General features: G+C 65.6%; 27 protein-coding genes. 13 read left to right on the top strand and 14 right to left on the bottom strand.

The annotated features are described in order from the left end of the window. Positions 1-136: 136 nt before the first annotated feature. Together BSG17_RS04380 and BSG17_RS04375 are read left to right on the top strand one after the other, a co-directional pair. Positions 137-385, top strand: coding sequence for a DUF7576 family protein (locus BSG17_RS04380; protein ID WP_089821421.1), 249 nt, complete (start codon positions 137-139; stop codon positions 383-385). Positions 386-464: 79 nt separating this feature from the next. Next, a complete protein-coding gene (locus tag BSG17_RS04375; protein ID WP_089821419.1) occupies positions 465-2,000 on the top strand; it encodes a sodium:solute symporter family transporter in 1,536 nt (511 codons plus the stop codon). A 30-nt stretch (positions 2,001-2,030) separates the two neighbouring features. On the opposite strand, the gene acs is transcribed toward BSG17_RS04375, so the two are convergent. From acs to BSG17_RS04360, 3 genes are all read right to left on the bottom strand, one after another. Next, complete coding sequence (gene acs / locus BSG17_RS04370) at positions 2,031-4,016, bottom strand: acetate--CoA ligase (protein ID WP_089821417.1); 1,986 nt, start codon at positions 4,014-4,016, stop codon at positions 2,031-2,033. A gap of 155 nt (positions 4,017-4,171) precedes the next feature. Further along, positions 4,172-5,872 (bottom strand): methylmalonyl-CoA mutase family protein, encoded by a 1,701-nt coding sequence (locus BSG17_RS04365; protein WP_089821416.1) that lies wholly within the window; start codon positions 5,870-5,872, stop codon positions 4,172-4,174. Between the two features lie 100 nt (positions 5,873-5,972). Beyond that, positions 5,973-6,926, bottom strand: a complete 954-nt coding sequence (locus BSG17_RS04360) for a hypothetical protein (RefSeq protein WP_089821414.1) — start codon at positions 6,924-6,926, stop codon at positions 5,973-5,975. A 146-nt stretch (positions 6,927-7,072) separates the two neighbouring features. Between BSG17_RS04360 and BSG17_RS04355 the strand changes: the two genes are divergently transcribed. Further along, positions 7,073-7,867 (top strand): hypothetical protein, encoded by a 795-nt coding sequence (locus BSG17_RS04355; protein ID WP_089821412.1) that lies wholly within the window; start codon positions 7,073-7,075, stop codon positions 7,865-7,867. Between the two features lie 45 nt (positions 7,868-7,912). Then, positions 7,913-8,122: a hypothetical protein gene (locus tag BSG17_RS04350; RefSeq protein WP_089821410.1), complete on the top strand. Its 210-nt coding sequence runs from the start codon at positions 7,913-7,915 to the stop codon at positions 8,120-8,122. A gap of 73 nt (positions 8,123-8,195) precedes the next feature. Here BSG17_RS04350 and BSG17_RS04345 read toward each other — a convergent pair whose 3' ends face one another. Beyond that, positions 8,196-8,834 (bottom strand): FAD-dependent oxidoreductase, encoded by a 639-nt coding sequence (locus tag BSG17_RS04345; RefSeq protein ID WP_089821408.1) that lies wholly within the window; start codon positions 8,832-8,834, stop codon positions 8,196-8,198. A gap of 161 nt (positions 8,835-8,995) precedes the next feature. Here BSG17_RS04345 and BSG17_RS04340 point away from each other — a divergent pair, with 161 nt between their 5' ends. The 3 genes from BSG17_RS04340 to BSG17_RS04330 all read left to right on the top strand — a co-directional run bounded on the left by BSG17_RS04340 (position 8,996) and on the right by BSG17_RS04330 (position 13,450). Continuing rightward, positions 8,996-10,741: a 2-oxoacid:acceptor oxidoreductase subunit alpha gene (locus tag BSG17_RS04340; RefSeq protein WP_089821405.1), complete on the top strand. Its 1,746-nt coding sequence runs from the start codon at positions 8,996-8,998 to the stop codon at positions 10,739-10,741. After that, positions 10,738-11,601, top strand: a complete 864-nt coding sequence (locus BSG17_RS04335; RefSeq protein WP_089821403.1) for a 2-oxoacid:ferredoxin oxidoreductase subunit beta — start codon at positions 10,738-10,740, stop codon at positions 11,599-11,601. The genes BSG17_RS04340 and BSG17_RS04335 overlap by 4 nt, the downstream gene beginning before the upstream one ends. Positions 11,602-12,079: 478 nt before the next feature. Next, the gene (locus BSG17_RS04330; RefSeq protein ID WP_089821401.1) at positions 12,080-13,450 is read left to right on the top strand and encodes a S8 family peptidase; all 1,371 of its coding nucleotides are present in this window, start codon (positions 12,080-12,082) and stop codon (positions 13,448-13,450) included. A gap of 94 nt (positions 13,451-13,544) precedes the next feature. On the opposite strand, the gene BSG17_RS04325 is transcribed toward BSG17_RS04330, so the two are convergent. The 3 genes from BSG17_RS04325 to BSG17_RS04315 all read right to left on the bottom strand — a co-directional run bounded on the left by BSG17_RS04325 (position 13,545) and on the right by BSG17_RS04315 (position 14,856). Then, entirely contained in the window at positions 13,545-13,742 is a 198-nt protein-coding gene (locus BSG17_RS04325; RefSeq protein ID WP_089821399.1) for a hypothetical protein, read from the bottom strand. Between the two features lie 60 nt (positions 13,743-13,802). Then, positions 13,803-14,006, bottom strand: coding sequence for a DUF8027 family protein (locus tag BSG17_RS04320; protein WP_089821397.1), 204 nt, complete (start codon positions 14,004-14,006; stop codon positions 13,803-13,805). Between the two features lie 526 nt (positions 14,007-14,532). After that, positions 14,533-14,856, bottom strand: coding sequence for an ASCH domain-containing protein (locus tag BSG17_RS04315; RefSeq protein ID WP_089821395.1), 324 nt, complete (start codon positions 14,854-14,856; stop codon positions 14,533-14,535). A gap of 165 nt (positions 14,857-15,021) precedes the next feature. On the opposite strand from BSG17_RS04315, the gene BSG17_RS04310 reads away from it, so the two are divergent. The 4 genes from BSG17_RS04310 (at position 15,022) to BSG17_RS04295 (ending at position 17,740) form a co-directional block, all read left to right on the top strand. After that, complete coding sequence (locus BSG17_RS04310; protein WP_089821393.1) at positions 15,022-15,495, top strand: redoxin domain-containing protein; 474 nt, start codon at positions 15,022-15,024, stop codon at positions 15,493-15,495. Positions 15,496-15,840: 345 nt separating this feature from the next. Next, positions 15,841-16,671, top strand: a complete 831-nt coding sequence (locus tag BSG17_RS04305) for an aldo/keto reductase (protein ID WP_089821391.1) — start codon at positions 15,841-15,843, stop codon at positions 16,669-16,671. A gap of 83 nt (positions 16,672-16,754) precedes the next feature. Then, positions 16,755-17,495, top strand: a complete 741-nt coding sequence (locus BSG17_RS04300) for a hypothetical protein (RefSeq protein WP_089821389.1) — start codon at positions 16,755-16,757, stop codon at positions 17,493-17,495. Between the two features lie 59 nt (positions 17,496-17,554). Further along, a complete protein-coding gene (locus BSG17_RS04295) occupies positions 17,555-17,740 on the top strand; it encodes a DUF7333 family protein (protein ID WP_089821387.1) in 186 nt (61 codons plus the stop codon). 38 nt (positions 17,741-17,778) lie between these two features. Here the strand turns inward: BSG17_RS04295 and BSG17_RS04290 are convergent, their stop codons facing one another. The 4 genes from BSG17_RS04290 to BSG17_RS04275 form a co-directional block, all read right to left on the bottom strand. Continuing rightward, complete coding sequence (locus BSG17_RS04290) at positions 17,779-18,246, bottom strand: hypothetical protein (protein WP_089821384.1); 468 nt, start codon at positions 18,244-18,246, stop codon at positions 17,779-17,781. A 54-nt stretch (positions 18,247-18,300) separates the two neighbouring features. Continuing rightward, complete coding sequence (locus BSG17_RS04285; protein WP_089821382.1) at positions 18,301-19,410, bottom strand: DUF373 family protein; 1,110 nt, start codon at positions 19,408-19,410, stop codon at positions 18,301-18,303. A 43-nt stretch (positions 19,411-19,453) separates the two neighbouring features. Further along, the gene (gene sppA / locus BSG17_RS04280; RefSeq protein ID WP_089821380.1) at positions 19,454-20,452 is read right to left on the bottom strand and encodes a signal peptide peptidase SppA; all 999 of its coding nucleotides are present in this window, start codon (positions 20,450-20,452) and stop codon (positions 19,454-19,456) included. Between the two features lie 81 nt (positions 20,453-20,533). Next, positions 20,534-21,445, bottom strand: coding sequence for a coiled-coil protein (locus BSG17_RS04275; protein ID WP_089821377.1), 912 nt, complete (start codon positions 21,443-21,445; stop codon positions 20,534-20,536). Positions 21,446-21,770: 325 nt separating this feature from the next. On the opposite strand from BSG17_RS04275, the gene BSG17_RS04270 reads away from it, so the two are divergent. Both BSG17_RS04270 and BSG17_RS04265 read left to right on the top strand, forming a co-directional pair. Next, positions 21,771-22,184 carry a DUF371 domain-containing protein gene (locus tag BSG17_RS04270; protein ID WP_089821374.1) on the top strand — a complete coding sequence of 138 codons (414 nt, stop codon included), beginning with the start codon at positions 21,771-21,773 and terminating at the stop codon, positions 22,182-22,184. Between the two features lie 79 nt (positions 22,185-22,263). Next, positions 22,264-23,061 carry an endonuclease III domain-containing protein gene (locus BSG17_RS04265; protein WP_089821373.1) on the top strand — a complete coding sequence of 266 codons (798 nt, stop codon included), beginning with the start codon at positions 22,264-22,266 and terminating at the stop codon, positions 23,059-23,061. Between the two features lie 6 nt (positions 23,062-23,067). Here BSG17_RS04265 and BSG17_RS04260 read toward each other — a convergent pair whose 3' ends face one another. The 3 genes from BSG17_RS04260 to BSG17_RS04255 all read right to left on the bottom strand — a co-directional run bounded on the left by BSG17_RS04260 (position 23,068) and on the right by BSG17_RS04255 (position 24,116). Next, entirely contained in the window at positions 23,068-23,433 is a 366-nt protein-coding gene (locus BSG17_RS04260) for a methylglyoxal synthase (RefSeq protein WP_089821370.1), read from the bottom strand. A gap of 73 nt (positions 23,434-23,506) precedes the next feature. Next, on the bottom strand, positions 23,507-23,665 hold the full coding sequence (locus tag BSG17_RS28205; protein ID WP_449271711.1) for a DUF7563 family protein: 159 nt from the start codon (positions 23,663-23,665) through the stop codon (positions 23,507-23,509). Between the two features lies 1 nt (position 23,666). Continuing rightward, entirely contained in the window at positions 23,667-24,116 is a 450-nt protein-coding gene (locus BSG17_RS04255; RefSeq protein WP_089821368.1) for a hypothetical protein, read from the bottom strand. Between the last annotated feature and the right edge of the window lie 84 nt (positions 24,117-24,200).

Genomic DNA, 24,200 nt, shown 5'->3' with positions numbered 1-24,200 from the left:
TGGCAAAGTACACGTCAATCGGTAGACGACATCCTACTCGGGAGCGCCCCGTCGCTCGTCGTGTTCCGGACTGGGACAATATCTCTATATACTGCTCCCCAGGAAACGACATGAGGTTCCGCCCGAATCGTCGCGTATGGAGCTCTCGAAGTACGTCGGACGGACGCCGCGGGACTACGAGGGAGAGACGACCGTCGAACGCGTCGCCTCACACCGACGCTGGGACGTCGACGTCGAGCGACGCGGCGACTGCAGTCACTGCGGAGCAGAGTTGGAGCTCCGGGAGCGACACCTCCTCGTGACGTTGACGGGGCGCTCCGGAAACGACGGCGAACGCCACTACCTGTGTGGCCAGTCGTGTCTCGACGAGTGGTTCACCGGCTAACCACCGAGTAGTATCACAAAGATATATCTCGACAGAGACGCTGTCCACGGGTAGAGATGACCGACAGGAGGACCCGACCGTGAACGGGCAGTCCGCCATTCTCGGCGTCGTGCTCGTCACGCTCTTCGGCTTCGCAGCACTGGGCGCGTGGCACGCCCGTGGACGAATCGACTCCGTCGAAGACTTCATTTCGGCGCGGGACTCCGCGGGGACCCCGACGCTGACGGCGACCGTCGTCGCCTCCAGCATGGGCGCGTGGATCCTGTTCAGCCCCGCAGAGGCCGGGGCCGCCTTCGGCGGCGTCACGGCCGTCGTCGGCTACGCGGTCGGGTCGGCGCTCCCGTTGGCCTGCTACTCGTGGCTCGGTCCGCGCATCCGACAACTCATCCCCGAGGGCCACTCGCTGACGGAGTACGCCCACGCCCGCTACGGCCGCGTGATGTACGTCTACGTCCTCGTCGTCTCCGTCGCCTACATGAGCGTGTTTCTCGCCGCCGAGTTCACCGGCATCGCGCTCGTGATGGAACGGCTCGCCGGCGTCCCGGGGTGGCAGACCGCGACGCTGGTCGGCGTGACGGTGCTTTCGTACACGGCCTACGGCGGCCTCCGAGCGAGCATGATGACCGACCGACTGCAGACGCTCGTCGTCCTCCCGCTTCTGTTCGTGGGCGTCGCCGTCGCGCTCGACGCACTCGGCGGGCCGACCGCGGCGGCGACGTCGGTCGCGGCCACCCGACCCGAGCTGCTCTCGCTCGGCTATCTCCCGGGGCTGGAGTTCGGAGCGTACGTCGCCGTCGCGATCCTCGGTGCGGAACTGCTGAACCAGGCGTGGTGGCAGCGCGTCTACGCCGGCCGCGACGACCGGACGGTGGCCCGGTCGTTCCGACTGGCCGCCGTCTGCGTCGTCCCGATGGTGCTTCTCGTCGGCCTGTTCGGCCCGGTCGCGGCGGGTCGCGGGCTCGTCGCCGATCCCGCCGACGCCAGCGTGGCGCTCTTCCTGGTCGTCGAGCGCGCCCTGCCCGCGTGGGCGACGCTGGTGTTCGCTCTGCTGGCGCTGTTGCTCGTGACCAGCAGCGCGGACACGCTGTTCAACGCCATCGCGAGCGTCGTTACCGCCGACCTCCCCCGACTGGTCAACGTCCCGACCGACCGGCTGACTGCGGTCGCTCGCCTGTTCACCGGCGTCGTCGCCGCCGTGGCCATCTTCGTCGGCGCACAGGGGTACAGCGTGCTGACGCTGTTCCTCCTCGCAGACCTCCTGGCGGCGGCGACGTTCGGCCCGCTGCTGCTCGGTCTCTACTCGGAGCGGGCCGGGAGTCTCGGCGTCCTCGCCGCGAGTGCGCTGGGACTCGCCGTCGGACTGGCTTTCTTCCCGCCCGCGCGGGCCGCGCTGCCGACGGTGGGGCTCCCCGCCCCCTCCTTCTTCGTCTCCTTCCTCGCCGCGGCGGGCGTCTCCTGTGGCCTCGCGGCGCTTTCGACGCGCGTCGGCGACGACAGCTACGACCTCGATCGACTCGCCCAGACCGTCCGCCGGTTCGACGACGAACCGCAGACGGTCACCGACGGCGGGCGAAAAGCGAGGTCGCGACCGACCGACGTCGACGAGCGAACGTAGACGCGACTCGGTGCGAGACGACCGTTCGTGCTACCGCTGGGCTTTCCGCTGGATCTCCTCGACGACGTCGGGGTTCCGCAGCGTCGTGGTGTCGCCGAGTTCCTCCTCGCCGTTGGCGATCTCTTCGAGCAGGCGACGCATGATCTTCCCCGAGCGCGTCTTGGGGAGTTCGGGGGTGAAGATAACCTGTTCGGGGCGAGCGATCGGGCCGATGGCGTCTTCGACGCCCGCGACGATGCGCTCGCGCATCTCCTCGTCGTCGTCGTAGCCGTCCTCGAGGATGACGTAGGCGTAGACGGCCTCGCCCTTCACGTCGTGCTCGCCGCCGACGACGGCGGCCTCGGCGACGCCCTCGACGCCGACGATCGCCGACTCGATCTCCATCGTCCCCAGTCGGTGACCGGAGACGTTGAGTACGTCGTCGACGCGGCCGAGGATGGTGATGTAGCCGTCTTCGTCGATCTTCGCGCCGTCCTCGGGGAAGTACACCCAGTCGTCGGGGTCGTCGCTGTCGACGTCCGAGTACTCCCGCCAGTACTCGTCGATGAATCGTTCGTCGTTGTTGTAGAGCGTCCGGAGCATCCCCGGCCACGGTTCGTCGACCGTGAGATAGCCTGCTCGGCCCGCCTCGACGGGTTCGCCCTTCGTGTCGACGACCGTCGCGTCGATACCGGGGAGCGGCGGCCCCGCCGACCCCGGTTTCATCGTGCCGACGCCCGGCAACGTCGTGATCATCATCCCGCCGGTCTCGGTCTGCCACCACGTGTCGACGATGGGGCACTCCTCCTCGCCGATGTGGCGGTAGTACCACTTCCACGCCCGCGGGTTGATCGGTTCGCCCACAGTGCCGAGCAGGCGCAGCGAGGACAGGTCACGTCGCTCGGGGAACTTGCTCCCCCACTTCATGAACGCGCGGATCGCCGTCGGCGCGGTGTAGAAGATGTCGACGCTGTACTTCTCGACGAGTTCCCAGAGGCGGTCGCGCTCCGGGTAGTCAGGCGTCCCTTCGTACATCAGCGTCGTTGTCCCGAGCGCGAGCGGTCCGTAGACGATGTAGGAGTGGCCTGTAATCCAGCCGATGTCGGCCGCACACCAGTAGGTGTCTCGCGGTTTCACGTCGAGGACGGCGTGGGTGGTCCACGCCGCGTAGGCGAGATAGCCGCCGGTGGTGTGTTTGACCCCCTTCGGTTGACCGGTGGTCCCCGAGGTGTACATCAGGAACAGCATGTCTTCCGCGCCGCGTTCGACGGGGTCGACGCGGTTGCCGCTCTGTTCGGCGACGAGTTCGGCGTAGTCGTGTTGGTTCTCTGTTAGCCCGTGGCCGTGACCCGCGTCGCCGAGGCGGTCGACGACGACCGTCTCGACGTCGTGGTCGAGACTCTCCAGCCCCTCGTTGGCTTTCGCGAGGTGATCGAGCGCGTCGCCGCGGCGGTAGTAGCCGTCACAGGTGACGAGATACTCCGAGTCCGCAGACCGCATCCGGGTCCCGAGCGCCTCCGCGGAGAACCCCGCGAACACCACCGAGTGGGGCGCACCGATACGCGCACACGCCAGCATGGCGATGGGTAACTCCGGTACCATCGGCATGTACAGCGTGACGACGTCGTCCTCCTCGACGCCGAGGTCGCGGAGCGCCGCCGCGAACTCGTTCACCTCGCGATAGAGGTCCTGATACGTGTACGTGCGCGTGTCGCCGAGTTCTCCCTCCCACTTGATCGCCACGCGGTTCTTGTCGCCGTTCTCGACGTGGCGGTCGACGCAGTTGTACGCCGCGTTCAGCGTCCCGTCGGCGAACCACTCGTAGAACGGCGGGTTCGAGTCGTCGAGGATCTCGTCGTACCGGGTGTCCCAGTCGAGGAGTTTCCCAGCGCGATCCCAACACTCCGGCCAGTTCTCCTCGAACTCCTCGTAGATCCCCTCGTCGGTGACGTTCGCCTGCGCGACGAACTCCTCGGAGGGGTCGAACGTCTCCTGTTCCTCGAGTCGTGCTTCGAGCTCCGTGTCATCGTCCACCATACTCAACGTTACCGAATCAGACACGATAAACCTACGCCGGGTTCGGAGACGGTGCTCGCGAGGGGACGAAGCGGAGAAAACGACGAACGCCGAACCCCCCGTCCACGGGAGGGTCGCAGACCTGCTCACGCCGCCGCGCTCGAGACGTTGCCTGCTCAGGCCAACCCGATCTTCTCGCGGTACGCACCGTACTTCGCCTCGAAGACGTCCATGATCTCGCCCATGGTGGCGTAGGCCTTCACGGCGTCGACGAGCACGGGCATGACGTTCTCCTCGTTCTCGATGGTCTCGCGGAGTTCGTCGAGAGCGGCCTCGACGGCCTCGTCGTCGCGTTCGGCTTTGACCTCGTCGAGTCGGGCGAGCTGCCGCTGCTGTACCTCGTCGGAGACGTGCAGCAGGTCGGTCTCGGTGTCCTCGTCGCTGCTATACTTGTTGACGCCGACGACGACCTCTTCGCCCTCCTCGACGCGCTCTTGGTACTCGTAAGAGGCGTCCTGGATCTCGCGGTGGAAGTACCCCTCCTCGATGCCGGCGAGCACGCCGTCGCGGACGGAGCCGTCGCCCATCTCTTTGATCTCCTCGATGTAGGCCATCGTCTCGGCCTCCACCTCGTCGGTGAGCGACTCGACCATGAAACTGCCCGCCAGCGGGTCGACGCTGTCGGCCGCGCCGGACTCCTCGGCGATGATCTGCTGAGTGCGCAGGGCGACGCGGACCGCCTCCTCGCTGGGAAGCGCCATCGCCTCGTCGAAGGAGTTGGTGTGCAGCGACTGAGTGCCGCCGAGGACGCCCGCCAGCGCCTGGATCGTCACCCGGACGATGTTGTTCAGCGGCTGTTGAGCCGTCAGCGACTGTCCCGCCGTCTGGGTGTGGAACTTCAGCTGCTTCGAGCGCTCGTCTTCGGCACCGTACCACTCGTCCATCACGCGGGCGTAGATGCGTCGGGCGGCCCGGAACTTCGCGACCTCCTCGAAGATGGAGTTGTGGGAGTTGAAGAAGAAGGAGAGTTGCGGGGCGAACTCGTCGACGTCCATCCCGCGCTCTACCGCGTCCTCGACGTAGGCGAACCCGTCGGCGAGAGTGAACGCGAGCTCCTGTACCGCCGTCGACCCGGCCTCGCGGATGTGGTACCCCGAGACGGAGATCGGTCGGATGCGCGGCGTCTCCGCGGCGGCGAACTCGACGGTGTCGGTGACGAGTTTCAGCGACGGTTCCGGCGGGATGACCCACTCCTTCTGCGCGATGAACTCCTTCAGCATGTCGTTCTGGAAGGTACCCCCGATCTGCTCGCGCGAGACGCCGCGCTGGTCGGCGAGAGCGACGTACATCGCGTAGACGACGGGCGCGGAGGGGTTGATGGTGAAGGAGGTGGTGACATCGCCGATGTCGATGCCGTCGAAGAGGATCTCCATGTCGCGGAGCGTATCGACGGCGACGCCCTCCTTGCCGACCTCGCCGTCCGAGAGCGGGTCGTCGGAGTCCTTCCCCATCAGCGAGGGCATGTCGAACGCCGTCGACAGCCCTGTTTGTCCGTTTTCGACGAGGAAGTGGAAACGTTCGTTCGTCTCCTCGGCCGTGCCGAACCCGGCGAACTGTCGCATCGTCCACGTCCGCCCGCGGTACATCGTCGGGTAGACGCCGCGGGTGTAGGGGAACTCACCGGGGAAGCCGAGATCCTCCTCGTAGTCGAGGTCGGCGACGTCGTTCGGGGTGTAGAGGTCGTCTATCTGGAGGTTCGAGACGGTGGCGAACCGCTCTTTTCGCTCGCCGTGGCGGTCGAGAAGCGGGTCGCGGGTCTCCGACTCCCACTCGTCTCGAGATTCACGGATCTCCGCGAGGTCGTCCTCGTCGTACATGACGTGTAAGTTTTGCCGGACTATTGATTAAGGATTCGGGTCCGCGGGCGACGACGTCGAGAGCGATGTCGCGAGCGGAGAGGAGAGAAGGAGAACGGAGCTACCGGCGCAGCGAGTAGATCAACTGGTACACCGCAGTCGAGAGTACGAGACCCCCGAGGAACAGACCCGCGAGGAGCGCCGGGGTGTTCAGCAGTTCGGCCAGTCGGCCGTCGGTGAGACTCGACGGGAGCAACTCCGCCATCCCGCCCGTCGCGTCGTCACCCGAGGCGGTCGGCGAGCGTTCGCTCGTCGTGGCCTCGGTTCCGTTCGTCCCGCCCGCCTCGTCAGTCTCGTCGGTCTGACTCCCCTGTCCCGTTCCGTCGGAGACGGTCACCGTCGTCATGTCGCTCAGCCCTACGCGCTCGCCGCCGGCGCGGAGTTCGGCGTAGGCGCGGTACTCGCCGGGCGCGAGATTGGTCGTCGCGGTGTAGTTCCCTCCCTCCGACTCGGAGGCGTTCACCCGCGTGACGCCGTCGTCGCCGCGGACGACGACCACGACGTCGTCTGCGGCGGGTGCGTCCGCACGATGGGTGGCGTTCACGGTGAAGGAGGTCTCGGCAGCCTCACCGTCCGCGGATGCGGTGCTCGCGGAGAGCGACGTGTCGTAGGCGGTGACGACCAGCGGTTTGGCGGTGTCGAAGTTCCCCTCGGCGTCGTGCGTCGCGAGGACGTACTCGCCGGGCGAGCGGTTCGCCGTCGCGAACGTCGCCGGCTCGCCGACGCCGACCGGGTACTCGACGAGGAGCGCCCCGTCGGCGTCGTAGAGGTGGACGTAGGTGGTCGAGGCGTTTCTGACGTCGACGGAGAACTCGTCACCGGCGCTCACGCGCGCGGTCTCCGAGACGGTGTAGTTCTCCTCGAAGAGCGTGACTGTCCGCGTCTCCGTCTCGACGGCGTCGTCGACGACGATCGACTGTCCGTCGCCGTCGGCGAGGACGACACCTAGCGAGAGAGCCGTCAGGGTACACAGCGTCAGCACGAGGACGGCGACTCGTGTCGGCGATCGGTTCATGGGTCGACCACCTCCAGCGCGCGGTATAGTCTTTTCAGTCTCTGCATCGAGTATAGACTCAGTTTAGTATATCAAATGAACAATCTCTAGATGAGAGTAGTCAGCGAAACAGAAAGTACTTAGTGCGCTCTCGACTCCGTGGCGACATGCCGCCCACTCGACGGGACGCCCTCCTCGCCGTCGTCGGTAGTCTCTCGTTCAGTCTCTCCGGCTGCCTCTCCCGCGTCGCCAGCACCGGCGCTCGCGCCTACGATCGGACGACGGGTCCCTACGAACGCGGCCCACGACAGGGGCGGGCCGATCCGCTGACGCTCGGGGAGACCGTCGTCGTCGACGACCCGGAGCTCGACTATCTCCCCGAGGAGAACGCCGTCCGGTTCCCGTCGCTGATGAACGAGTCGAGCGTGGTCGCGACCGACACGATGCCGTTCGGCCGGTGGTCACAGCTCCAGTGCGCCGAGGCCGCCCTCGACCCGGCGTGGCGCGTCGTCGAGGGACACCTCGACGGCGACGACACTGGTCTCGGCCGGGGCGTCGCCTCCAGTTTCCCGGGGATGGTCGTCGAGTTCTCGCACACGATCACCGTCGACGACGAGGGGACCGTCGTCTCCGCGCCGCCCGTCACCTTCGACGAACTCCTCGATCTCACTCCGAGATCGGTGACGGCGACCGTCTCGCTCGACGGCGAGACGGCGACGCACACGGTTCCGGTGCAGGTCATCGGGGTACGGACGCCGGAGGGACAGGAGTTCGAACTCGACCTCGAGGAGCAACGAGAGGTCGAGGTCGCATCCGAGAACGAGACGGCGAGAGCGGGGAGTTCGGAGTCGTCTGCACAGACCGTCCGGGGCCGCGCACCGGCGATCAGTGCCGAGAACCCGGCCGTAGTGCATCGTTCGGGAGTCAGTTTCGACGACGGGGAGACGACGCTCCGGTCGTAGGCCGAAGACGAGTGTGTCGACGTCGCCCTCGACGCCGTACGAGCGGTGGTCGACGAGCGACTCGAGAAGACCGACGGCGTCGTGTGGGGCACGACCGCAGCGGGTATCGAGGTCGAACTCGTCCGGGGAGTCGACCGGAACGGGACCGTTGTCTCGGAACCGACACACGAGGTTCAGGACGTACTCGACGTGACGCCGCGCGCGGTACGAGTTCCGGTACGGTTCGATGGTGACAACGAGGAACTGGCCGAGTGAGAAGAGACGTTCAGGGTTCCGGTGCGGGTGCGGACCCGCGTCGCGACAGTCTCGTGGACGTGACTCGACGCCTTCAGCCGAAGTTCTCGACCTTCGTGCCGTCGACGTCGCCGCCGGCGGCTTCCAGCGCCTCTAACGCCTCGTCGACGAAGGCGGCGAAGCCGTAGACGAACACCTGCTCGCCTTCCGCACCCGTAACCGCCTCGGCGACGGCGTCGGTGATGTCGCCGTCGGTGACGACGACCTCGGCGTCGGCGGCTTCGAGCGCCGTGAGTCGCTCCTCGTGGGCCGGGTCGCCGTCTTTGTAGACGACGGCCGCCTCGTGACCGTCGGCGAGCGCGCGCTCGGCGATGGCGACGGCGGGACCGACGCCCGGCCCACCCGCGAGGACGACCACGCGGGACTCGCCCTCGTAGTGATCCGACCCGTAGGGGCCGGACATCGCCACCTCGTCGCCCTCACCGAGGTCGGCGAGGAACTCGCTGAACGGTCCGCCTTCCTCGGAGTCGATGCCGACGGTGACCTCGAAGGTGTCCGAGACGTCCGGAGAGGAGAGCGTGTAGAAGCGAGCGTACCCCTCGCCGTCGATGGTGGCCGAGAGCTTGACGAACTGACCGGGTTCGGCGTCGAACCCCTCGGGCGACTCGAACTCGATGGCGACGGTGTCGGGACCGACGGGGTTAGCGGCAGTGACAGTGACGGTAGCGTCCATACGCGGTCCTACTCGTGGGTGACCAAAGGGCCTTCTCATCGCGTATCGGCGTGGCACGCCACGGTCTGGCAGGCACATCACAGAACTGACCGTTCGTCCACCGGAAGGCGACCGGGTTTTTCAGAAGGCTTTTCATCCGACAAAGGAAACCTCCGAGACACATGCCTGCGGACTTCAACTGGGCCATCGGCGGGGAAGCCGGCGATGGAATCGACTCCACAGGGAAGATCTTCGCTCAGGCACTTTCGAGGGCTGGCCGGCACGTGTTCACGTCGAAGGACTTCGCCTCCCGTATCCGCGGTGGATACACGGCGTACAAAGTCCGCACGTCCGTTGACCAGGTCCAAAGTGTCGTGGACCGACTCGACGTTCTCATCGCGCTGACACCGCGTACCATCGAGGAGAACCTCGACGAGCTGCACGAAGGTAGCGTCATCATCTACGACGGTGAGCGCACCTCGATGCAGAACGTCGAGATCCCCGAGGGGATGATCGGGCTGGACGTCCCCCTCAAGAGCCTCGCCGAGGAGGCCGGTGGTGCCATCATGCGCAACGTCGTCGCCCTCGGTGCGGCCTGTGAGGTGACAGACTTCCCCATCGAGAACCTCGACAGCGCACTCGAGAAGCGCTTCGGGAGCAAGGGACAGAAACTCGTCGACAACAACAAAGAAGCTGCTCGCGCAGGGCAGAACTACGTCGCCGACGAGTTCGACCACGAGTTCGACTACGACCTCGAGACAACGGACAACGACTACGTCCTCCTGAACGGCGACGAGGCCATCGGGATGGGCGCCATCGCTGCCGGCTGTCGGTTCTACGCCGGCTACCCCATCACGCCCGCGACGAACGTGATGGAGTACCTGACGGGTCGGATCGAGCAGTACGGCGGCCACGTCATCCAGGCCGAAGACGAACTCTCCGCCATCAACATCGCACTCGGTGCCGCACGCGCCGGCGCGCGGTCGATGACGGCGACCTCCGGCCCCGGGATCGACCTCATGGCCGAGACGTTCGGCCTCATCGCCACCTCCGAGACGCCGCTCGTCATCTGTGACGTCATGCGCTCGGGCCCCTCGACGGGGATGCCGACGAAACAGGAGCAGGGCGACCTCAACATGGCGCTGTTCGGCGGCCACGGCGAGATCCCGCGGTTCGTCCTCGCGCCGACCTCGGTCTCCGAGTGTTTCTGGAAGACGGTCGAGGCGTTCAACCTCGCCGAGAAGTACCAGACGCCGGTGTACGTCCTCTCGGACCTCGCGATGGCCGTCACCGAGCAGACGTTCCCGCCGGAGGCGTTCGACATGGACGCAGTCGAGATCGAACGCGGCAACGTCGTCGACGACGACACCATCGACGAGTGGCAGAACGAGAAGGGACAGTTCCAACCGCACGCGCTCGCCGAGGACGGTATCAGCCCGCGTGCCTTCCCCGGCACGTCGGGTGGTGCTCACATGTCCACCGGGCTCGAACACGACGAACTCGGGCGCCGGACCGAAGACACCGAGATGCGCGTCAAACAGGTCGACAAGCGCAACAAGAAAGTCGAGACGGCGAAGGAACGTGAGGACTGGAGCCCGCGCGAGTTCGGTAACCCCGACTCCGACCAGCTCGTCATCACGTGGGGGTCCAACGAGGGGACTATCGTGGAGGCGATGGGGTTCCTCGAGGAGGAGGGCGTCGACGTCCGCCTCCTCTCGGTACCGTATCTCTTCCCGCGTCCGGACCTCTCCGAGGAGATCAGCGACGCCGACGAGGTCGTCGTCGTCGAGTGTAACGAGAGCGGACAGTTCGCGGACGTCCTCGAACACGACGCCCTGCGTCGCGTCAAGCGCGTGAACAAGTACAACGGCGTGCAGTTCAAGGCCGACGAACTCGCAGAGAACATCAAGGAGACGCTCCAAGCATGAGCTCGGAAGTCAGATTCACCGATTTCAAATCGGACAAGCAGCCGACGTGGTGCCCCGGATGTGGGGACTTCGGCACGATGAACGGGATGATGAAGGCGCTGGCCGAGACCGGCAACGACCCCGACAACACGTTCGTCGTGGCGGGGATCGGCTGTTCCGGCAAGATCGGGACCTACATGCACTCCTACGCGCTTCACGGCGTCCACGGACGTGCGCTCCCGGTCGGCACGGGCGTCAAACTCGCCAACCCCGACCTCGAAGTGATGGTCGCGGGCGGCGACGGTGACGGCTACTCCATCGGTGCCGGACACTTCGTCCACGCGGTCCGCCGCAACGTCGACATGACCTACGTCGTCATGGACAACCGCATCTACGGCCTCACGAAGGGGCAGGCCTCGCCGACCTCGCGCGAGGACTTCCAGACGTCGACGACGCCGGAAGGCCCGAAACAGCCGCCGGTCAACCCGATGGCGCTCGCGCTCGCCGCCGGCGCGACGTTCATCGCTCAGTCGTTCTCCTCGGACGCCCTGCGTCACCAGGAGATCATCCAGAAGGCCATCGAGCACGACGGGTTCGGCTTCGTCAACACGTTCAGTCCGTGTGTGACGTTCAACGACGTCGACACTTACGACTACTTCCGCGACTCGCTCGTCGACCTGCAGGAGACGGACCACGACTCCTCGGACTTCGACGCCGCCAAGGACAAGATCCTCGACTCCTCGAAGGAGTACATGGGCGTCATCTACCAGGAAGAGGACTCCGTGTCCTACGAACAGCAGCACGGTGTCACGGAGAACATGTCGGAGATCCCGGACGGCGCACCCGAGGACGCGATGGACCTCGTCCGCGAGTTCTACTAACCGACCTTTTTCAACGGGGGTCCCCAGAAACGCGTGGCGTTTCTGGGATCACGAGACGGCTCCGCCGTCTCGAACGACATCGCCCGTCTTCGGCGGTCACGAGACGCTTCGCGTCTCGCGAGCCAACCAGAACGCGGAGCGTTCTGGTGACGGCCTCGAACCCCGTCAAAAAGCAGAGACTCGCGAGAGCGAGATGTATCACGAGGAAGGGTGGCGTCGTCATACGACGATTGCGCTCGAATCCGTTGTCTGTCTGTTGTCTGTTTGGCCATCGACTCCCTTCGCTGTCTCGATGCAGCAAACTCCTCGTTCCGAGTTCTGTTTTCGGCGATTTCGTTCTTCAACTAGCGATCGATGTGACTTCACTCATCGCTCACAGATATTGTTCTTCCTTCGACGTTGCTAATAGTAACTCTTTTATCTGTGAGACAGTTGTCTTGTGGTACTTGCTCACATCGAACGTGAGCACCGATTCCACATGAACCTCAACAGACGAAACTTCGTAAAGGGTGTCGCCGGCGCCGGACTGTCGCTCTCGGTCGTCGGGACTGTCTCCGCAGCGCCGGGAGATCGGTTCGTCGTCACCGGTGAAAGCAACGTCGCACAGAAGATCGAGCGTGCGGGTTACGACGTCGTCACCGAACTCGCCGGCGGTCGGGTCGTCGTCGTCGAGGGTGACGAGGGCGTCGCCGACGTCGACGGCGTGAAGGCGGCAGTACCGGACCTGAGACTCGTACTCGACGGCCCGGTGCAACAGGCGGCCGCCGAGACGACCGACGAAGAACTGTACGACCTCCAGTGGGACAAACAGACGACGAGCGTTCCCGAGGCACACGAGACGGCGACCGGAGCGGGGTCGTCTATCGCGGTCATCGACACCGGCGTCGACGTCGACCATCCCGATCTCGAACCGAACCTGAATCTGGCTGCCAGTCGCCTGTTCCGTGGGGGGGAAGTGCTCGACGGCGAGGACGAGGTGGTCCTCCCGAGCGGCGAGCGGGCGACTCGGCACGTCGTCGACGACGTGAGCGGCCACGGCTCGCACGTCTCCGGGATCGCCGCGGGAAGCAACGACGGGACGACCGGCATCGCCGGCACCGCCCCCGACGCCGAACTCGTCGGCCTGCGCGTGTTCTACTACGCGACGTACGAGAACGCGGACGGCGAGGAGGTGTTCGGGATGGTGACGACGACCGCCGACATCCTCGCCGCCATCGACTACGCCGCGAGCATCGGCGTCGACGCGATGAACATGAGCATCGGAACGCCACCGCAACCCCCACAGAACAACAGCGAGGGGTACCGCGTCGCCTACCGGACGGTCATCGGCGACGCCAACAACCGTGGCAGCGTCGTCGTCGTCAGCGCCGGCAACGCCAGTGCCGATCTACAACACGGCGGGACGTTCACGACGCCGAACAGCGTCAGCGGGGCGATGAGCGTCAGCGCGACCGGCCCGAACGACGAACTCGTCTTCTACTCGAACTACGGCACGAACGAGATCGCCGTGGGCGCGCCGGGTGGCGGCTACGAGACGCTAGAGAAGACGCTCGACACGGACGCCGACGGCGACGGCGACCCCGCGTGGCCGTTTCCGACCAACCTCGTTCTCTCCTCGGTGCCACCCGAACTCTACGAAGGAGATGCGTACGCCTACTTCGCGGGGACGTCGATGGCGGCACCGCAGGTGACTGGCGTCGCTGCGCTCGTTCGTGAGGCGGCTCCCGACACGACCGTCAAACAGGTCGAACGGGCGATCCAGCAGGGTGCGACCGGTGCGAACGGACAGGGAAGTACCGACGTCGGTGCGGGTGTGCTCGACGCTGCCGGCGCACTCGACAGTCTCTGATCCGTCGTCGAACGCCGTCATCACGTTTTCCGTCCTGGCTGACCCGTCCGACTCGCCGACGTCCGAACGAGTCGACGGGAAGCCGCGACGCCGGTCAAGCGTCGTCGTCGCCTACCGGTTCGACCGTCAACCGATACTGCGTCCCGCAGTCGAGACATCCCGCCTCGGGTTGTTCGATGAGTGCAGTGACGAGTACTTCACCGTACTCGCAGTTCGGACAGTCGTAGGTGAGCGAGTCACCAGCGATGCGATGTGCCAGCGCGTTCGTGTTCTCGGGAGTCAGGGTTTCCATGTTGCTCCTCGTTTTGGGTGGTGTTTACAAACGTTCGGTGAAGGCTGTGGGCGAGCTCTTTCAGTCCGTCGACTGTGTCGACTCTCGGTCTTCGAGGGCGAGGAGTCGTTCGATGTCGTCACCGTCGAGTACGTCGACGAGACTCTCTCCCGCCTTCACTCGCTTCTGCTCGGCGTCGGTCAGAAACTCCTCGTGACCGTGTTCGGCGAGCCGTTCAGCGAGCGTCTGTTCGAGGTCGTCGGGGTCGTAACCGGAGATCGGCATACTGGGAGTACGAGCTGTGTTACCTTATACCACTAGCTAGTCGGATGTCGGCTCTCGGTGTCACACCTTTCGTATCGCTGGAGCGACGTGCGTGGGGTCGAACGGCACATCTGACGCGTGATAAATCTAATAGTGCAATATCAAACGGCAGTTAGAGGACCGAGTCTGGAAACTCTCACTACCTTCCGGCTTCGTAGTCGCGAATCGGCACGTTGCCTGCGGACGATACCCACACACAGAGGGTTCTCCGTAGTAGCGCGCATCTCACAGTCGGATCGGTAGCCGGCCGTCTCACCACGGGTTCGAGTGGACGGGACGACGTCGGAACCCCGAACACGGCAACTCGAGCGGCGAGTCGAGGTCGACAGTCGAAGGTGACGGTGCAGCCGAGGAGCGTGAAACGAACGTCGACGCGACGACACTCCCGCGGTCGGAGTCGCTCGACGCGTAGCTCTCCGATGTGATTCGACTGCCACGGACGAGACACGGGGCCGAGCGTCCCCGTCCCCGTGCCGACAGTGCCGATTCAGCGCTGTCGCTCGAACCGGTACGTCAGAACCTCGTCGCTGTCGTCCCACTCGAAGTCGCCTCGGTGGACGCGCTCCATCCGATCTTTGTACGCCGCCAGCGACTCCGAACCCTCTCTCCGTGCGTCCTCGTCGGTGAACTCGCCGAGTGTCCGCCGTTCGACGCTCACGACCTCGAACGTCTCCTCCTCGATGGTGAACGTGTCTCCCTCCTCGGCGTAGCGGTTGCTCGCACCACGAGTGAGTTGCGTGATGTCGCCGTCCAGTACGGATTGCTTCACGCGCGCGTTCGGCAGCAGGCTGTCGACGTCGATCTCGGTCATACCGTCTCTCGGGACGCGCGAGACAAAAAGGTCACCTCGCAGGCGATTCCCGAGGCGGAGAACAGATGAATCTCTCGGGACTCGTTCAGCAATAAAAGGCCCACGCCTTCGGAGAACCCATCTGTCAACCACTCTTTTACACGGCTTCGACACCAACACGGAGGTATGCCAGCGACAGGCGACAGCGCACCTGACTTCACGAACAAGGTCGCAAACGGAGACGTCGAGGAGTTCACCCTCTCGGAGCACACCGGTGACGGGCCGGTCGTCTTGGCGTTCTTCCCCGGTGCGTTCACGCCGCCGTGTTCGAACGAGATGGTCGCCCTCGAGGATCATCTCGACGACTTCGAAGACGCCGGTGCGTCGGTGTACGGGGTGAGCGCCGACTCGCCGTTCAGTCTCAACGCGTTCCGCGACGAGCACGACCTCTCGTTCCCGCTCGTCAGCGACATGAGCCGCGAGACCATCCAGGCGTACGAGCTGAAGACCGACATCGCGGATCTCGGACTGTACGGCGTCGCCAACCGCGCCGTCTACATCCTCGACGACGACGGCACCGTCAGCTACGAGTGGGTCGCCGACAGCCCGGAGAACGAACCGGACTACGTGGAACTGGTCGAGGCCGTCCAGTCGGCGTAACCCTCGACTCTCGGGGTCGCGACCGACGGCCGCCGCCGCGCTACTTTTTCCGACCGACCCGGTGAGACAGTGATCCCGCTCGTCGTGTCGGTTCCCGACGTTCTCGTCTCCGGGGTCGAGTCGTCGACTGTTCCAGCCGTCAACAGTAGTTTCTGCTTCTAACGGCGTCGAGGAGAACGATCCTCTGGAGCGTCTAGTGCCACCACCCCTCCGGGGGAGGGTCGGACTCATTTGATATCGCAGTTTTTGGTTTATTCGGCGGGCCTGTTTCGTGGTACCACGCCGGAACCGGCAGGATACTACCCGGTCGCAACCCCTTTTCGGCTTACGCTCCTCCTGTCGTGTATGTCGCAACAAGAACTCTCGGCCGACACCGTCGAGCGCGCGAACGGGATGCCGATGCTCGGCCTCGGGACGTGGGAGAACACCGAGGACGGCCAGTGTGCGGAGTCCGTACAGCAAGCACTGGAGATGGGCTACCGTCACATCGACACCGCGCAGGCGTACGGCAACGAGGAGCAGGTCGGCGAGGGGATCGCCGCCGCCGACGTCGACCGAGAGGAGATCTTCCTCGCGACGAAGGTCTGGATCGACCATCTCGACCACGACGGCGTCGTCGAGACGACGAAGGAGAGTCTCGACAAACTCGGCGTCGACTCGGTCGATCTGCTGTACGTTCACTGGCCATCGCGGACGTACGACCCCGAGGAGACGCTCGGCGCGTTCAACGAACTCGTCGACGAGGGGCTCGTCGACCGGATCGGCGTCAGCAACTTCCAGCCCGAACACATGGAAGAGGCCGTCGACGTCTCCGAGGAACCGATTTTCGCCAACCAGGTCGAACTCCACCCGCTGCTTCCGCAGGAGGAGATCCGCTCGAAGGCCGACGAGCTCGACATCGAGGTCGTCGCGTACTCGCCGCTCGCCCGCGGCGAGATCTTCGAGAACGAGACGATCCAGGACGTCGCCGACAAACACGACGCCAGCGCCGCACAGGTGAGTCTGGCGTGGCTCCGTGAGAAGGGCGTCACGGCCATCCCGAAGGCGACAAGCGAGGACCACATCCGCAACAACTGGGAGTCGCTCGCGGTCGACCTCGACGACGAAGACGTCGAGAAGATCGACGGGATGGACGAGACCGACCGTCGCGTCGACCCCGACTTCGCTCCCTGGTAGCGCGACGCTCCGGCGAGAACGGCCTCGCTCGTTCGTTTCGGAAAAACATACATTTACGTTGTCCGACCAGACACTCCTGGTCGATGGAGTCGACACGGCCGGGCATCCTCGGTGCGATCCGGATCGATCTCGCACGTCTCCACGCGACGTGGATGGAGCTACTCTTTCCCAGACAGCTCGATCCGAGTCGCGTGCTGGGGAAGTGGCACCCCGAGACGACGATGGAAAAGACGGGCTACGTCGGCTGGGCGACGGTCGGCCTCCCGCTCGTCGTCTTCGGCTATCCGCTCCTCCTCGCCGGGATGCTGATACGGTTCCACGCGCGCCGCCTCGACAGCGCCGGTACCCGTCTCGGCGTCCTCGGCGTCGGTCTCCTCTCGCTCGTCGTCTGGGGCGGACTCACCGCTGTCGCCCATCTGCGGTTCTCACAGAGCGGCTTTCTCGCGGTACTCGCCGCGAGCGTCGTCGCCACGGTGGCGGCCGCACTCGCCGTCGTCTTCGGCCGGGTCGGCGGTCGAGCCACGAGCGTGTTCTTCGCGGATCCGACGGCGATGACCGCACTGTTTCTCCCCCCGGTGGTCGCCGCACTCTACGCCCCGTCGATAGCGAGCGTGGTCTTCCCGATCAGTCAGTCGCTGGCCGTCCGGCTCCTCGACACCGTGTTCTCCGTCGGTGGGCTCGACGTCCTGCTCCGCCAGCGGTTCGACCTCCGGGGTGTCGCCTACGTCGCGATGTGGTTCGGGCTCGCCGTCCCGCTGGGGTGGCTGTTCGGCGTCGTCGTTACGCTCGCAGACGTCGTCCGGCCCCGAACCGGCCGGCTCTGACGGGAGCGACGGGTTCCGCCTGCGTAACGCTTACTCCCGTTCGGTCCCCCGTCTCACACATGGAGTTCGATCTCCCGAAGACGGTCCTCCTGTTCACCGTCCCACTGCTCGTCATCATCGGCGGAACCGTCACCAGCCCGATGCCATCGGGCATAAGCATCGGCGTCAGCGTCGGCATCGCGCTGTTCGGCGTGCTCGCGCTCGTCGTCGGCATCAAACACGGCGAGTACCGCGCGGTTCGCTGAACCGCGTCGCCGACGACACATCGACGGCGTCACCGACGTCATCGCTGCAGCCGACGGACGGCGTCGACGAGTTCCTCCGGCCGTCTCGACCCGACGACGAGCCGTCGGTTCTCACCGTAGACGAGTTCGACACCTTCCTCGCCGCTGACGTTGTACGACCGGGGAGAACCGAGTCCGACGTGGACTCCCCAGTGACCGAGCGGCGTCGCCGGACGGTAGACGTGACGTTCGACGTGTCGGATCTCGTCGAGAGAGATCCGCTTCCGGTGCGTGAACGGGGGGAAACTGACGGTCACTTCCTCGTCGGTCACTTCGGTCGTCAACCGCGTCGCTCCGAAACCGACGACGAGCACGACTGCGACGGCGACACAGAGTAGTCGTGCGGCGAGCGTCTGTGCCTCGCTCACGCCGAACGCGAGAAAGACGGACGCCGTAGCGACGACGAGAAGCCAGAGCGACGGCTGGCGGAACCGTTGGACCTCCCGGTACACCGTCTCCGACTTCACGTGTTAACAGAGGTCACCGACCGGCAAAAGCCGCGCGGGTACACAGTCGGCCGCTCACTGGTCGACGACGTCGTCGAGCGTCTCGTCGCTCATCCGTGCGGTGACGCTGACGCCGATCAGACTGACGACGAGGCCGGAGACGACGAAGACGGCGAGCCGTTCGGTCGGCGTGAGGACGAGTCCGTTCGGAAGTCGGAGATGTGCCAAGACCGACTCCTGTTCGAGGAAATACCCCGAGAACCCGCGGACGACTAGTCCGACCGCGACGACGCCGAACGGGAGGTTGAGGTAGGGTGCTCCGGCCCCGTCCGACTGGATGAACTCGTCGAGCAGTCGCCCCGTGCTCGCGGTGAGGGCGGCGAGCGCCAACCACGGGACGCTCCGGTAAGCGAACAGGAGCACCTGAACGTACTCGGCGTCGGTCCCCACCCCCTGGGCGGCGAGCGCGCCGAGGAACACGCCGACGAGCGCCAGCCCCGCCGCGACAACGTAGGTGACGATCGACACCTGTCCCGAGTAGAGCGCGTCCCGACCGCGTTCGACGGCCGTCGCGAGCCGGTCGTCGATCGCCAGCCCCTTGTAGAGGAGGACGGCCCCGAGCAACGACGCGAGCGCCGCGAGCGCGACCTCCGGGCCGAACTGCAGGAGGAGCAGCGGCAGGAGTAAGAGACCGATACCGAGCGGGACCAGCACGGTCGAGCGGAGCTCCTCGTCGCCGAGAAACTGCTTCAGCAGGTAGTAGGTCGACTCGATGTCGTGTGCCTGCCGGACGACGACGCGGTCGACCGAATCAACGGTGAGTCGACTCTCCACGATGGGGACCACCCGTTCGTCCTGTGCGCTGTCGATGACGACGATCGCCGAGTCGGGGTCGTACGTCTCGACGAGCTGGTCTAGCTGGCCGGCGACCGATCGGTCCGTGCCGACGAGCGAGTCACCGACGCCGCCGACGACGGCGACGACGGCGTCCTCCTGTTCGTCCCGGAGGTCGCGTGCGACGCGGAGCGACTCGAGCAGACAGTTGACGCTCGAATCCTCCGGATCTGCCAGCCCGACGTCCGTCACCAGCGCGTGGACCGCCTCCCACCCCGAGACGGGCAGTTCGAGGCCGGTCTTCTGACTGATGTCGTTCGAGCGGTCGACACAGACGACCAGCGTGGTCACGTCTGTGGCGTGGTCGGCACGTGTAAAAACCCTCCCGGTCGGTTCACAGGCGGAAGTCGAACCCGTCGTCCGGGCTCACGGCGCTCGCGACGCCGGCACCGAGCGCGAAGGCGACGGTCGCCGCGCCGCCGCGGAGCCGATCGGTCAGCCCCCGCTGTGGTTCGAACGTCGAGACCGACACCTCCTCGCCGAGCAGGTCCTCGACTCGCCGCTCGACGTCGTCGCGCGCCCCGAGGTGGTCGACCAGCCCGAGTGCGAGCGCCTCCTCGCCGAGGTAGACGCGCGCCTCGGTATCGCGGATCGCCGCGGGGTCCATGTCGCGTCCCTCCGCGACGCGCTCGACGAAGTTCTCGTAGTAGTCGTCGATGATCCCCTGGAGATACGCCCGTTCGTCTTCGGAGAGCTTCTTCAGCGGCTGACCCGCGTCCTTGTACTTCCCGGCGGCGAACCGTTCGTAGGAGACGCCTAGCTGGTCTGCGAGCTCCGAGACGTTCGGACGCGAGCCGATGACGCCGATGCTCCCGACGATGCTCGCGTCGCGCGCCCACAGCTCGTCACAGCCGCTGGCGATCCAGTAGCCGCCGCTCGCACACACGTCCGTCGTGTACGCGATCGTCGGACCGTCGAACGCCGCCGCGGCGTGTCGGATGTCGTCGCTCGGGACGACCGCCCCGCCCGGCGTGTCGAGTTTCACGAGCAGCGCCTCCGCGTGATCGTCCGCGTCGGCCGACTCGATGAGATCGACGATCTCGTCGGCGCTCGCGCCGCCGGGACGGGCCGGGAACGACCCGGGGCTCCCGTCGCGCGAGATCGGTCCCTCGACGGCGACCTCCGCGACGTTGTAGTCCGGGAACCGCTGGCTCGCGATACGACTTCCGAGTCTGGCACCGTACAGGACGGTACCGACGACCAAGAGGACGCCGAACAGCTCGGCCAGATCGGTCGGGAAGCCGACGAACAGCACCCACCCGACGACGCCCGCGACGACCGTCGCCGCGAGGACGACGAGGACTCTCCCGACGTGGGTCGCTCCGTCAGCCACGACAGCTCACCTGTGTACTCATGGCTACCGCTCGGGGCGCGGGCGGTATAAAACTAAAAGCGAGAGACGAAAACGTCGAACTTAGAGCAGCCCCGTCTTCTGGAGCTTCATCAGGTCCTCGGTGTCGAGGGTTTCGCCTTCCTTGAACTTCTGGTAGATCTCTTCGGCCTCGGCCTTGGCCTCTTCGCGCTTCTCGGCGCGCTCGTCCTTCCGCTCTTCCTCCTCCTGCTTGTCGAGTTCGCGGAGGCGCTTCTGGACGCGGACGAAGTCCTCGTGGTGGCGGTCGGCGGCTTCCTGAGCCTGCACGAACAGCTCGTGCATCTCGTCGGCCTTGTCACGGATGTCGTCGGCCTCGCGGTAGGCCTCGATCATCTGGTTGTGGTGTTCCTGGGCCTTGTCGGCGAGCTCCGTCACCTTCTGGTGGTGCTGGGACGCCTCCGAACGGACCTCCTCGGCCTCCTCGACGAGCTCCTCGAGTTCACCGCTGTCGTCGACCTTGTCTTTCTTCTGCTGGTACTGCTCGCGTTTGTTCTCGATCTTCTCGATGAGCTCGCGCTCGTCTTCGGTCGAGAGAACCTCGGTCTGCTGACGGAACTCGAGCTGCTCGATCTCCTCTTTGAGCTCTTCGAGCCCCTTCCCGTCGTCGAGCTCGAGGTCGCCTTTCATCTCCTCGACCTGGTCGAAGAGTTCGTTGGCCTTCGCGTTGAGCTCGTTGCGGCTCTCTTTGTGTTCTTGGACCTGCTCGTTGAGCTCGTCGCGCTTCTCGCGGTGCTCCTGGGCCTCGTCGACCTTCTCGCGCGTCTTGGCGTTCAGGTCGTCGCGCTTGGAGGCGCGCTCGGAGGCCATCTGGTTGAGCTCGTTTCGTCGGTCGCGGAGCTGACCGGCGAGCTTGATGAGTTTTCCTTTAGAACCGCTTTCGAGCTGTTCGTCTGTGAGTTCGACGTTTTTCGACTCGTCGAGTTCTTCGATGTCGAATTCTTCTACTACTGCCATGCTTAATCAAACCTCGATACCATCACCGCTCCGGTGGCGGCGGCTACTCGTCGAAGTGCGACCGGCCGATTATAAGAATTCCCGATCATTCTGCGTGCGATGCCGCCGGAACGCCGGAGGCGCTCTGGTACCCGTACATATACACGACCGACATATAAATACTTCGGTGGGGGTGGTGGGTGAAAATGGCTACCACGCCGCTCGACACGGCCATGTGTGACGTTCACACTGTTGCGGAGAGGTATATAAACTACCGAGCGTTCGCTCCCGTCGCCCACGGGGACGGAACGTCAGTCCTTTGCCGGCGACCCTCCCACCTTCGGACATGGAAGAAGTCGTCCACGCGCGCGGACACGAACACGTCTCCGCACAGCACGCGAGCACGTTCGAGGTGACGAGCGACGACTGGCTCACGCCGGCCGGCGACTGTATCCTCGCCGTCGACGCCGACCGCACTCCCGCAGACTTCGACGACGCGTTCGTCGACGCCTGTCGGGACAAGGAGGCGACCGTCACCGCCACGTTCGAGGTCGACGGTCTGACCGAGACCGTCGTCGGCCGCGGCCACCCGGAGCTCTCCTTCGAGAACGCCCGCAGTATGGTCGGCCGCACGAGCGACCACACCGACGACCGGACCTTCATGATCCGCGCCGACGCCGCCGCCGAGGGGTTCGACCGCGAACTCGTCGCCGCGCTCGCCGACGGTGCGGAGTTGACGCTGACCGTCTCGGTCGAGTAACGACCCGCTTCGGGCGTGCGGGGTAGTGAGACGTTTCCTTGCCAGCGCACTTTTGCGGTCGCCGACCGCACACACAGCTATGCCCGAAGAACCCGCCGAAAACATCAGCGGCGGCGTCGGTAGCGGCGGCGTCGACACCGAGTTCGCACCCGAAGACGCCGACAGCCGTGCGGCGGCCGTCGTCGACGCGCTCGGCGAACTATACTGGCAGACAGCCTACGGCGGACAGGACGCGTTCACCTGTCTCGTGCGGACGATCCTCAGCCAGAACACGAGCGACAAGGCTAGCCAGCCCGCCCACGACAGCCTGCTGAACCGCTACGGCGGCGGCGACCTCGCGGCGACGCTCGCGGACGCCGAGCAGTCCGAGCTGGCCGAGACCATCCAGTCTGCGGGGTTGTACAACCAGAAGTCCGAGATGATCGTCGGCGCCGCCGAGGAGATCGTCGCGGAGTTCGGCGGGGCCGAGGGGTTCGACGCGTTCGTCCGGGAGGAGGATCCCGGGACAGTCCGGGACCGCCTCCTCGAGATCCACGGCGTCGGCCCGAAGACGGCCGACTGCGTGTTGCTGTTCTCGGGAGGCCGCGGCGGCGTCTTCCCCGTCGACACCCACGTCCACCGCATCGCCCGACGGATGGGGTTGGCACCGGCTGACGCCGACCACGAGGAAGTACGGCAGTCTCTCGAACGCGACGTTCCACCCGAGAAATGCGGCTTCGGCCACACGGCGATGATCCAGTTCGGACGGGAGTACTGTTCGGCGCGGAAACCGGCCTGTCTCGACGGGCCGGAGGCCTGTCCGCTGTACGACTACTGTGACCGGGTCGGCGTCGACGAAGTCGACGAGACCGTCGTCGACCCCGCGAAGGCCGACTGACCGGCTTCAGTCGGCGATCTTCGCCAGCACCGCGTCGGCGGTCGACAGGTTCGTCGCCAGCGGCACGTCGTGGACGTCACAGATGCGCATGAGTGCCGAGATATCGGGTTCGTGTGGTTGGGCGGTCAGCGGGTCGCGCAGGAAGATGACCGCCTCGCACTCGCCGTCGGCGATTTCCGCGCCGATCTGCATGTCGCCGCCCAGCGGCCCCGACGCCTTGCGTTCGATGTCGAGCTCGGTCGCCTCCATCAGTTTCTTCCCCGTCGTCCCGGTCGCCATGATGTCGAACGCCTCGAGGTGACGGCTGTGCTCCTGCGCGAACTCGATGAGTTCCGGCTTCTTCTCGTCGTGCGCGATGAGCGCGAGTTTCATGGGAGTCGACTCGCGACGCGTAGTCTTGAAACCCCGTGTGGTAGGACGACCCGACGGTGTCGCCCGGTCTCACTCAGGCCGACCGGGACGAGCGGGCCTCGCGGACGGTCCCCCCGTCGCGGAGTTTGTCCTCACAGTGTGGACAGACCCGGGGGTTCTCGAATCCCTCGGGCGCGAACACGCGTACGTATCTCACCGAGACGTCCGAACCGCAGTTCCGACACGAGCGCATCTCACACCACCACCCGACGGTCGGGCGCGTCGGTTCGACGGTCGGGCGCGTCGGAGCGATCGCGTTCCTGCCCGGTCGTCTCCTCGTCGGGAGAGGGGTGAGCGTCTTCGTACCAGGCTCGGACGAGGCGGCCGAGTTCGCGACGCGACAGCGGTTTCCGGTAGCCGCGGACGGGACGGGACACCTCGTAGTCGATACCGCTGCCGGCGGCGCTCGCCTCGTGATCGTAGTAGCGCTCGCTGACCGAGAGGACGAGTTCGTCGTCCGCCCCGGCCGTCGGGTCGACGCGGATCGTGTGTTCCAACCACAGTGGCCGGCGGTGCGGCGTCGATACCGCTCGGTAGGCGGTGAAGACGTGTTCCTCGGCTTCGAGCGCGGTGTGCGTCGGTTCGGCGACGAAACTAGCGCGGCGGTGTCGAACGCTCGTTCGGCGCGTCGTGGATCTTGTCATCTGTGTCGTGTTGTGAGGTCACAGCGGTGTTGTCTGTGTCGAACAGTTCTATTACGGGTCGAGAGGGCAGTCGGAGTCGCCCTC

This window comes from Halogranum amylolyticum, assembly GCF_900110465.1.
In the GTDB taxonomy this organism is placed as follows: domain Archaea; phylum Halobacteriota; class Halobacteria; order Halobacteriales; family Haloferacaceae; genus Halogranum; species Halogranum amylolyticum.
The sequence above is the reverse complement of the archived record's forward strand: the minus strand, read 5'-3'. Positions and strand labels throughout refer to the sequence as shown.

What these genes read in the sequence shown, in the direction of transcription:
- BSG17_RS04380 (WP_089821421.1), top strand. Translation starts at nt 137, where the DNA reads ATGGAGCTCTCGAAGTACGTCGGACGGACGCCGCGGGACTACGAGGGA.
- acs (WP_089821417.1), bottom strand. Translation starts at nt 4,016, where the DNA reads ATGGTGGACGATGACACGGAGCTCGAAGCACGACTCGAGGAACAGGAG.
- BSG17_RS04365 (WP_089821416.1), bottom strand. Translation starts at nt 5,872, where the DNA reads ATGTACGACGAGGACGACCTCGCGGAGATCCGTGAATCTCGAGACGAG.
- BSG17_RS04360 (WP_089821414.1), bottom strand. Translation starts at nt 6,926, where the DNA reads ATGAACCGATCGCCGACACGAGTCGCCGTCCTCGTGCTGACGCTGTGT.
- BSG17_RS04355 (WP_089821412.1), top strand. Translation starts at nt 7,073, where the DNA reads ATGCCGCCCACTCGACGGGACGCCCTCCTCGCCGTCGTCGGTAGTCTC.
- BSG17_RS04345 (WP_089821408.1), bottom strand. Translation starts at nt 8,834, where the DNA reads ATGGACGCTACCGTCACTGTCACTGCCGCTAACCCCGTCGGTCCCGAC.
- BSG17_RS04340 (WP_089821405.1), top strand. Translation starts at nt 8,996, where the DNA reads ATGCCTGCGGACTTCAACTGGGCCATCGGCGGGGAAGCCGGCGATGGA.
- BSG17_RS04335 (WP_089821403.1), top strand. Translation starts at nt 10,738, where the DNA reads ATGAGCTCGGAAGTCAGATTCACCGATTTCAAATCGGACAAGCAGCCG.
- BSG17_RS04330 (WP_089821401.1), top strand. Translation starts at nt 12,080, where the DNA reads ATGAACCTCAACAGACGAAACTTCGTAAAGGGTGTCGCCGGCGCCGGA.
- BSG17_RS04325 (WP_089821399.1), bottom strand. Translation starts at nt 13,742, where the DNA reads ATGGAAACCCTGACTCCCGAGAACACGAACGCGCTGGCACATCGCATC.
- BSG17_RS04320 (WP_089821397.1), bottom strand. Translation starts at nt 14,006, where the DNA reads ATGCCGATCTCCGGTTACGACCCCGACGACCTCGAACAGACGCTCGCT.
- BSG17_RS04315 (WP_089821395.1), bottom strand. Translation starts at nt 14,856, where the DNA reads ATGACCGAGATCGACGTCGACAGCCTGCTGCCGAACGCGCGCGTGAAG.
- BSG17_RS04310 (WP_089821393.1), top strand. Translation starts at nt 15,022, where the DNA reads ATGCCAGCGACAGGCGACAGCGCACCTGACTTCACGAACAAGGTCGCA.
- BSG17_RS04305 (WP_089821391.1), top strand. Translation starts at nt 15,841, where the DNA reads ATGTCGCAACAAGAACTCTCGGCCGACACCGTCGAGCGCGCGAACGGG.
- BSG17_RS04300 (WP_089821389.1), top strand. Translation starts at nt 16,755, where the DNA reads ATGGAGTCGACACGGCCGGGCATCCTCGGTGCGATCCGGATCGATCTC.
- BSG17_RS04295 (WP_089821387.1), top strand. Translation starts at nt 17,555, where the DNA reads ATGGAGTTCGATCTCCCGAAGACGGTCCTCCTGTTCACCGTCCCACTG.
- BSG17_RS04275 (WP_089821377.1), bottom strand. Translation starts at nt 21,445, where the DNA reads ATGGCAGTAGTAGAAGAATTCGACATCGAAGAACTCGACGAGTCGAAA.
- BSG17_RS04270 (WP_089821374.1), top strand. Translation starts at nt 21,771, where the DNA reads ATGGAAGAAGTCGTCCACGCGCGCGGACACGAACACGTCTCCGCACAG.
- BSG17_RS04265 (WP_089821373.1), top strand. Translation starts at nt 22,264, where the DNA reads ATGCCCGAAGAACCCGCCGAAAACATCAGCGGCGGCGTCGGTAGCGGC.
- BSG17_RS04260 (WP_089821370.1), bottom strand. Translation starts at nt 23,433, where the DNA reads ATGAAACTCGCGCTCATCGCGCACGACGAGAAGAAGCCGGAACTCATC.
- BSG17_RS28205 (WP_449271711.1), bottom strand. Translation starts at nt 23,665, where the DNA reads ATGCGCTCGTGTCGGAACTGCGGTTCGGACGTCTCGGTGAGATACGTA.
- BSG17_RS04255 (WP_089821368.1), bottom strand. Translation starts at nt 24,116, where the DNA reads ATGACAAGATCCACGACGCGCCGAACGAGCGTTCGACACCGCCGCGCT.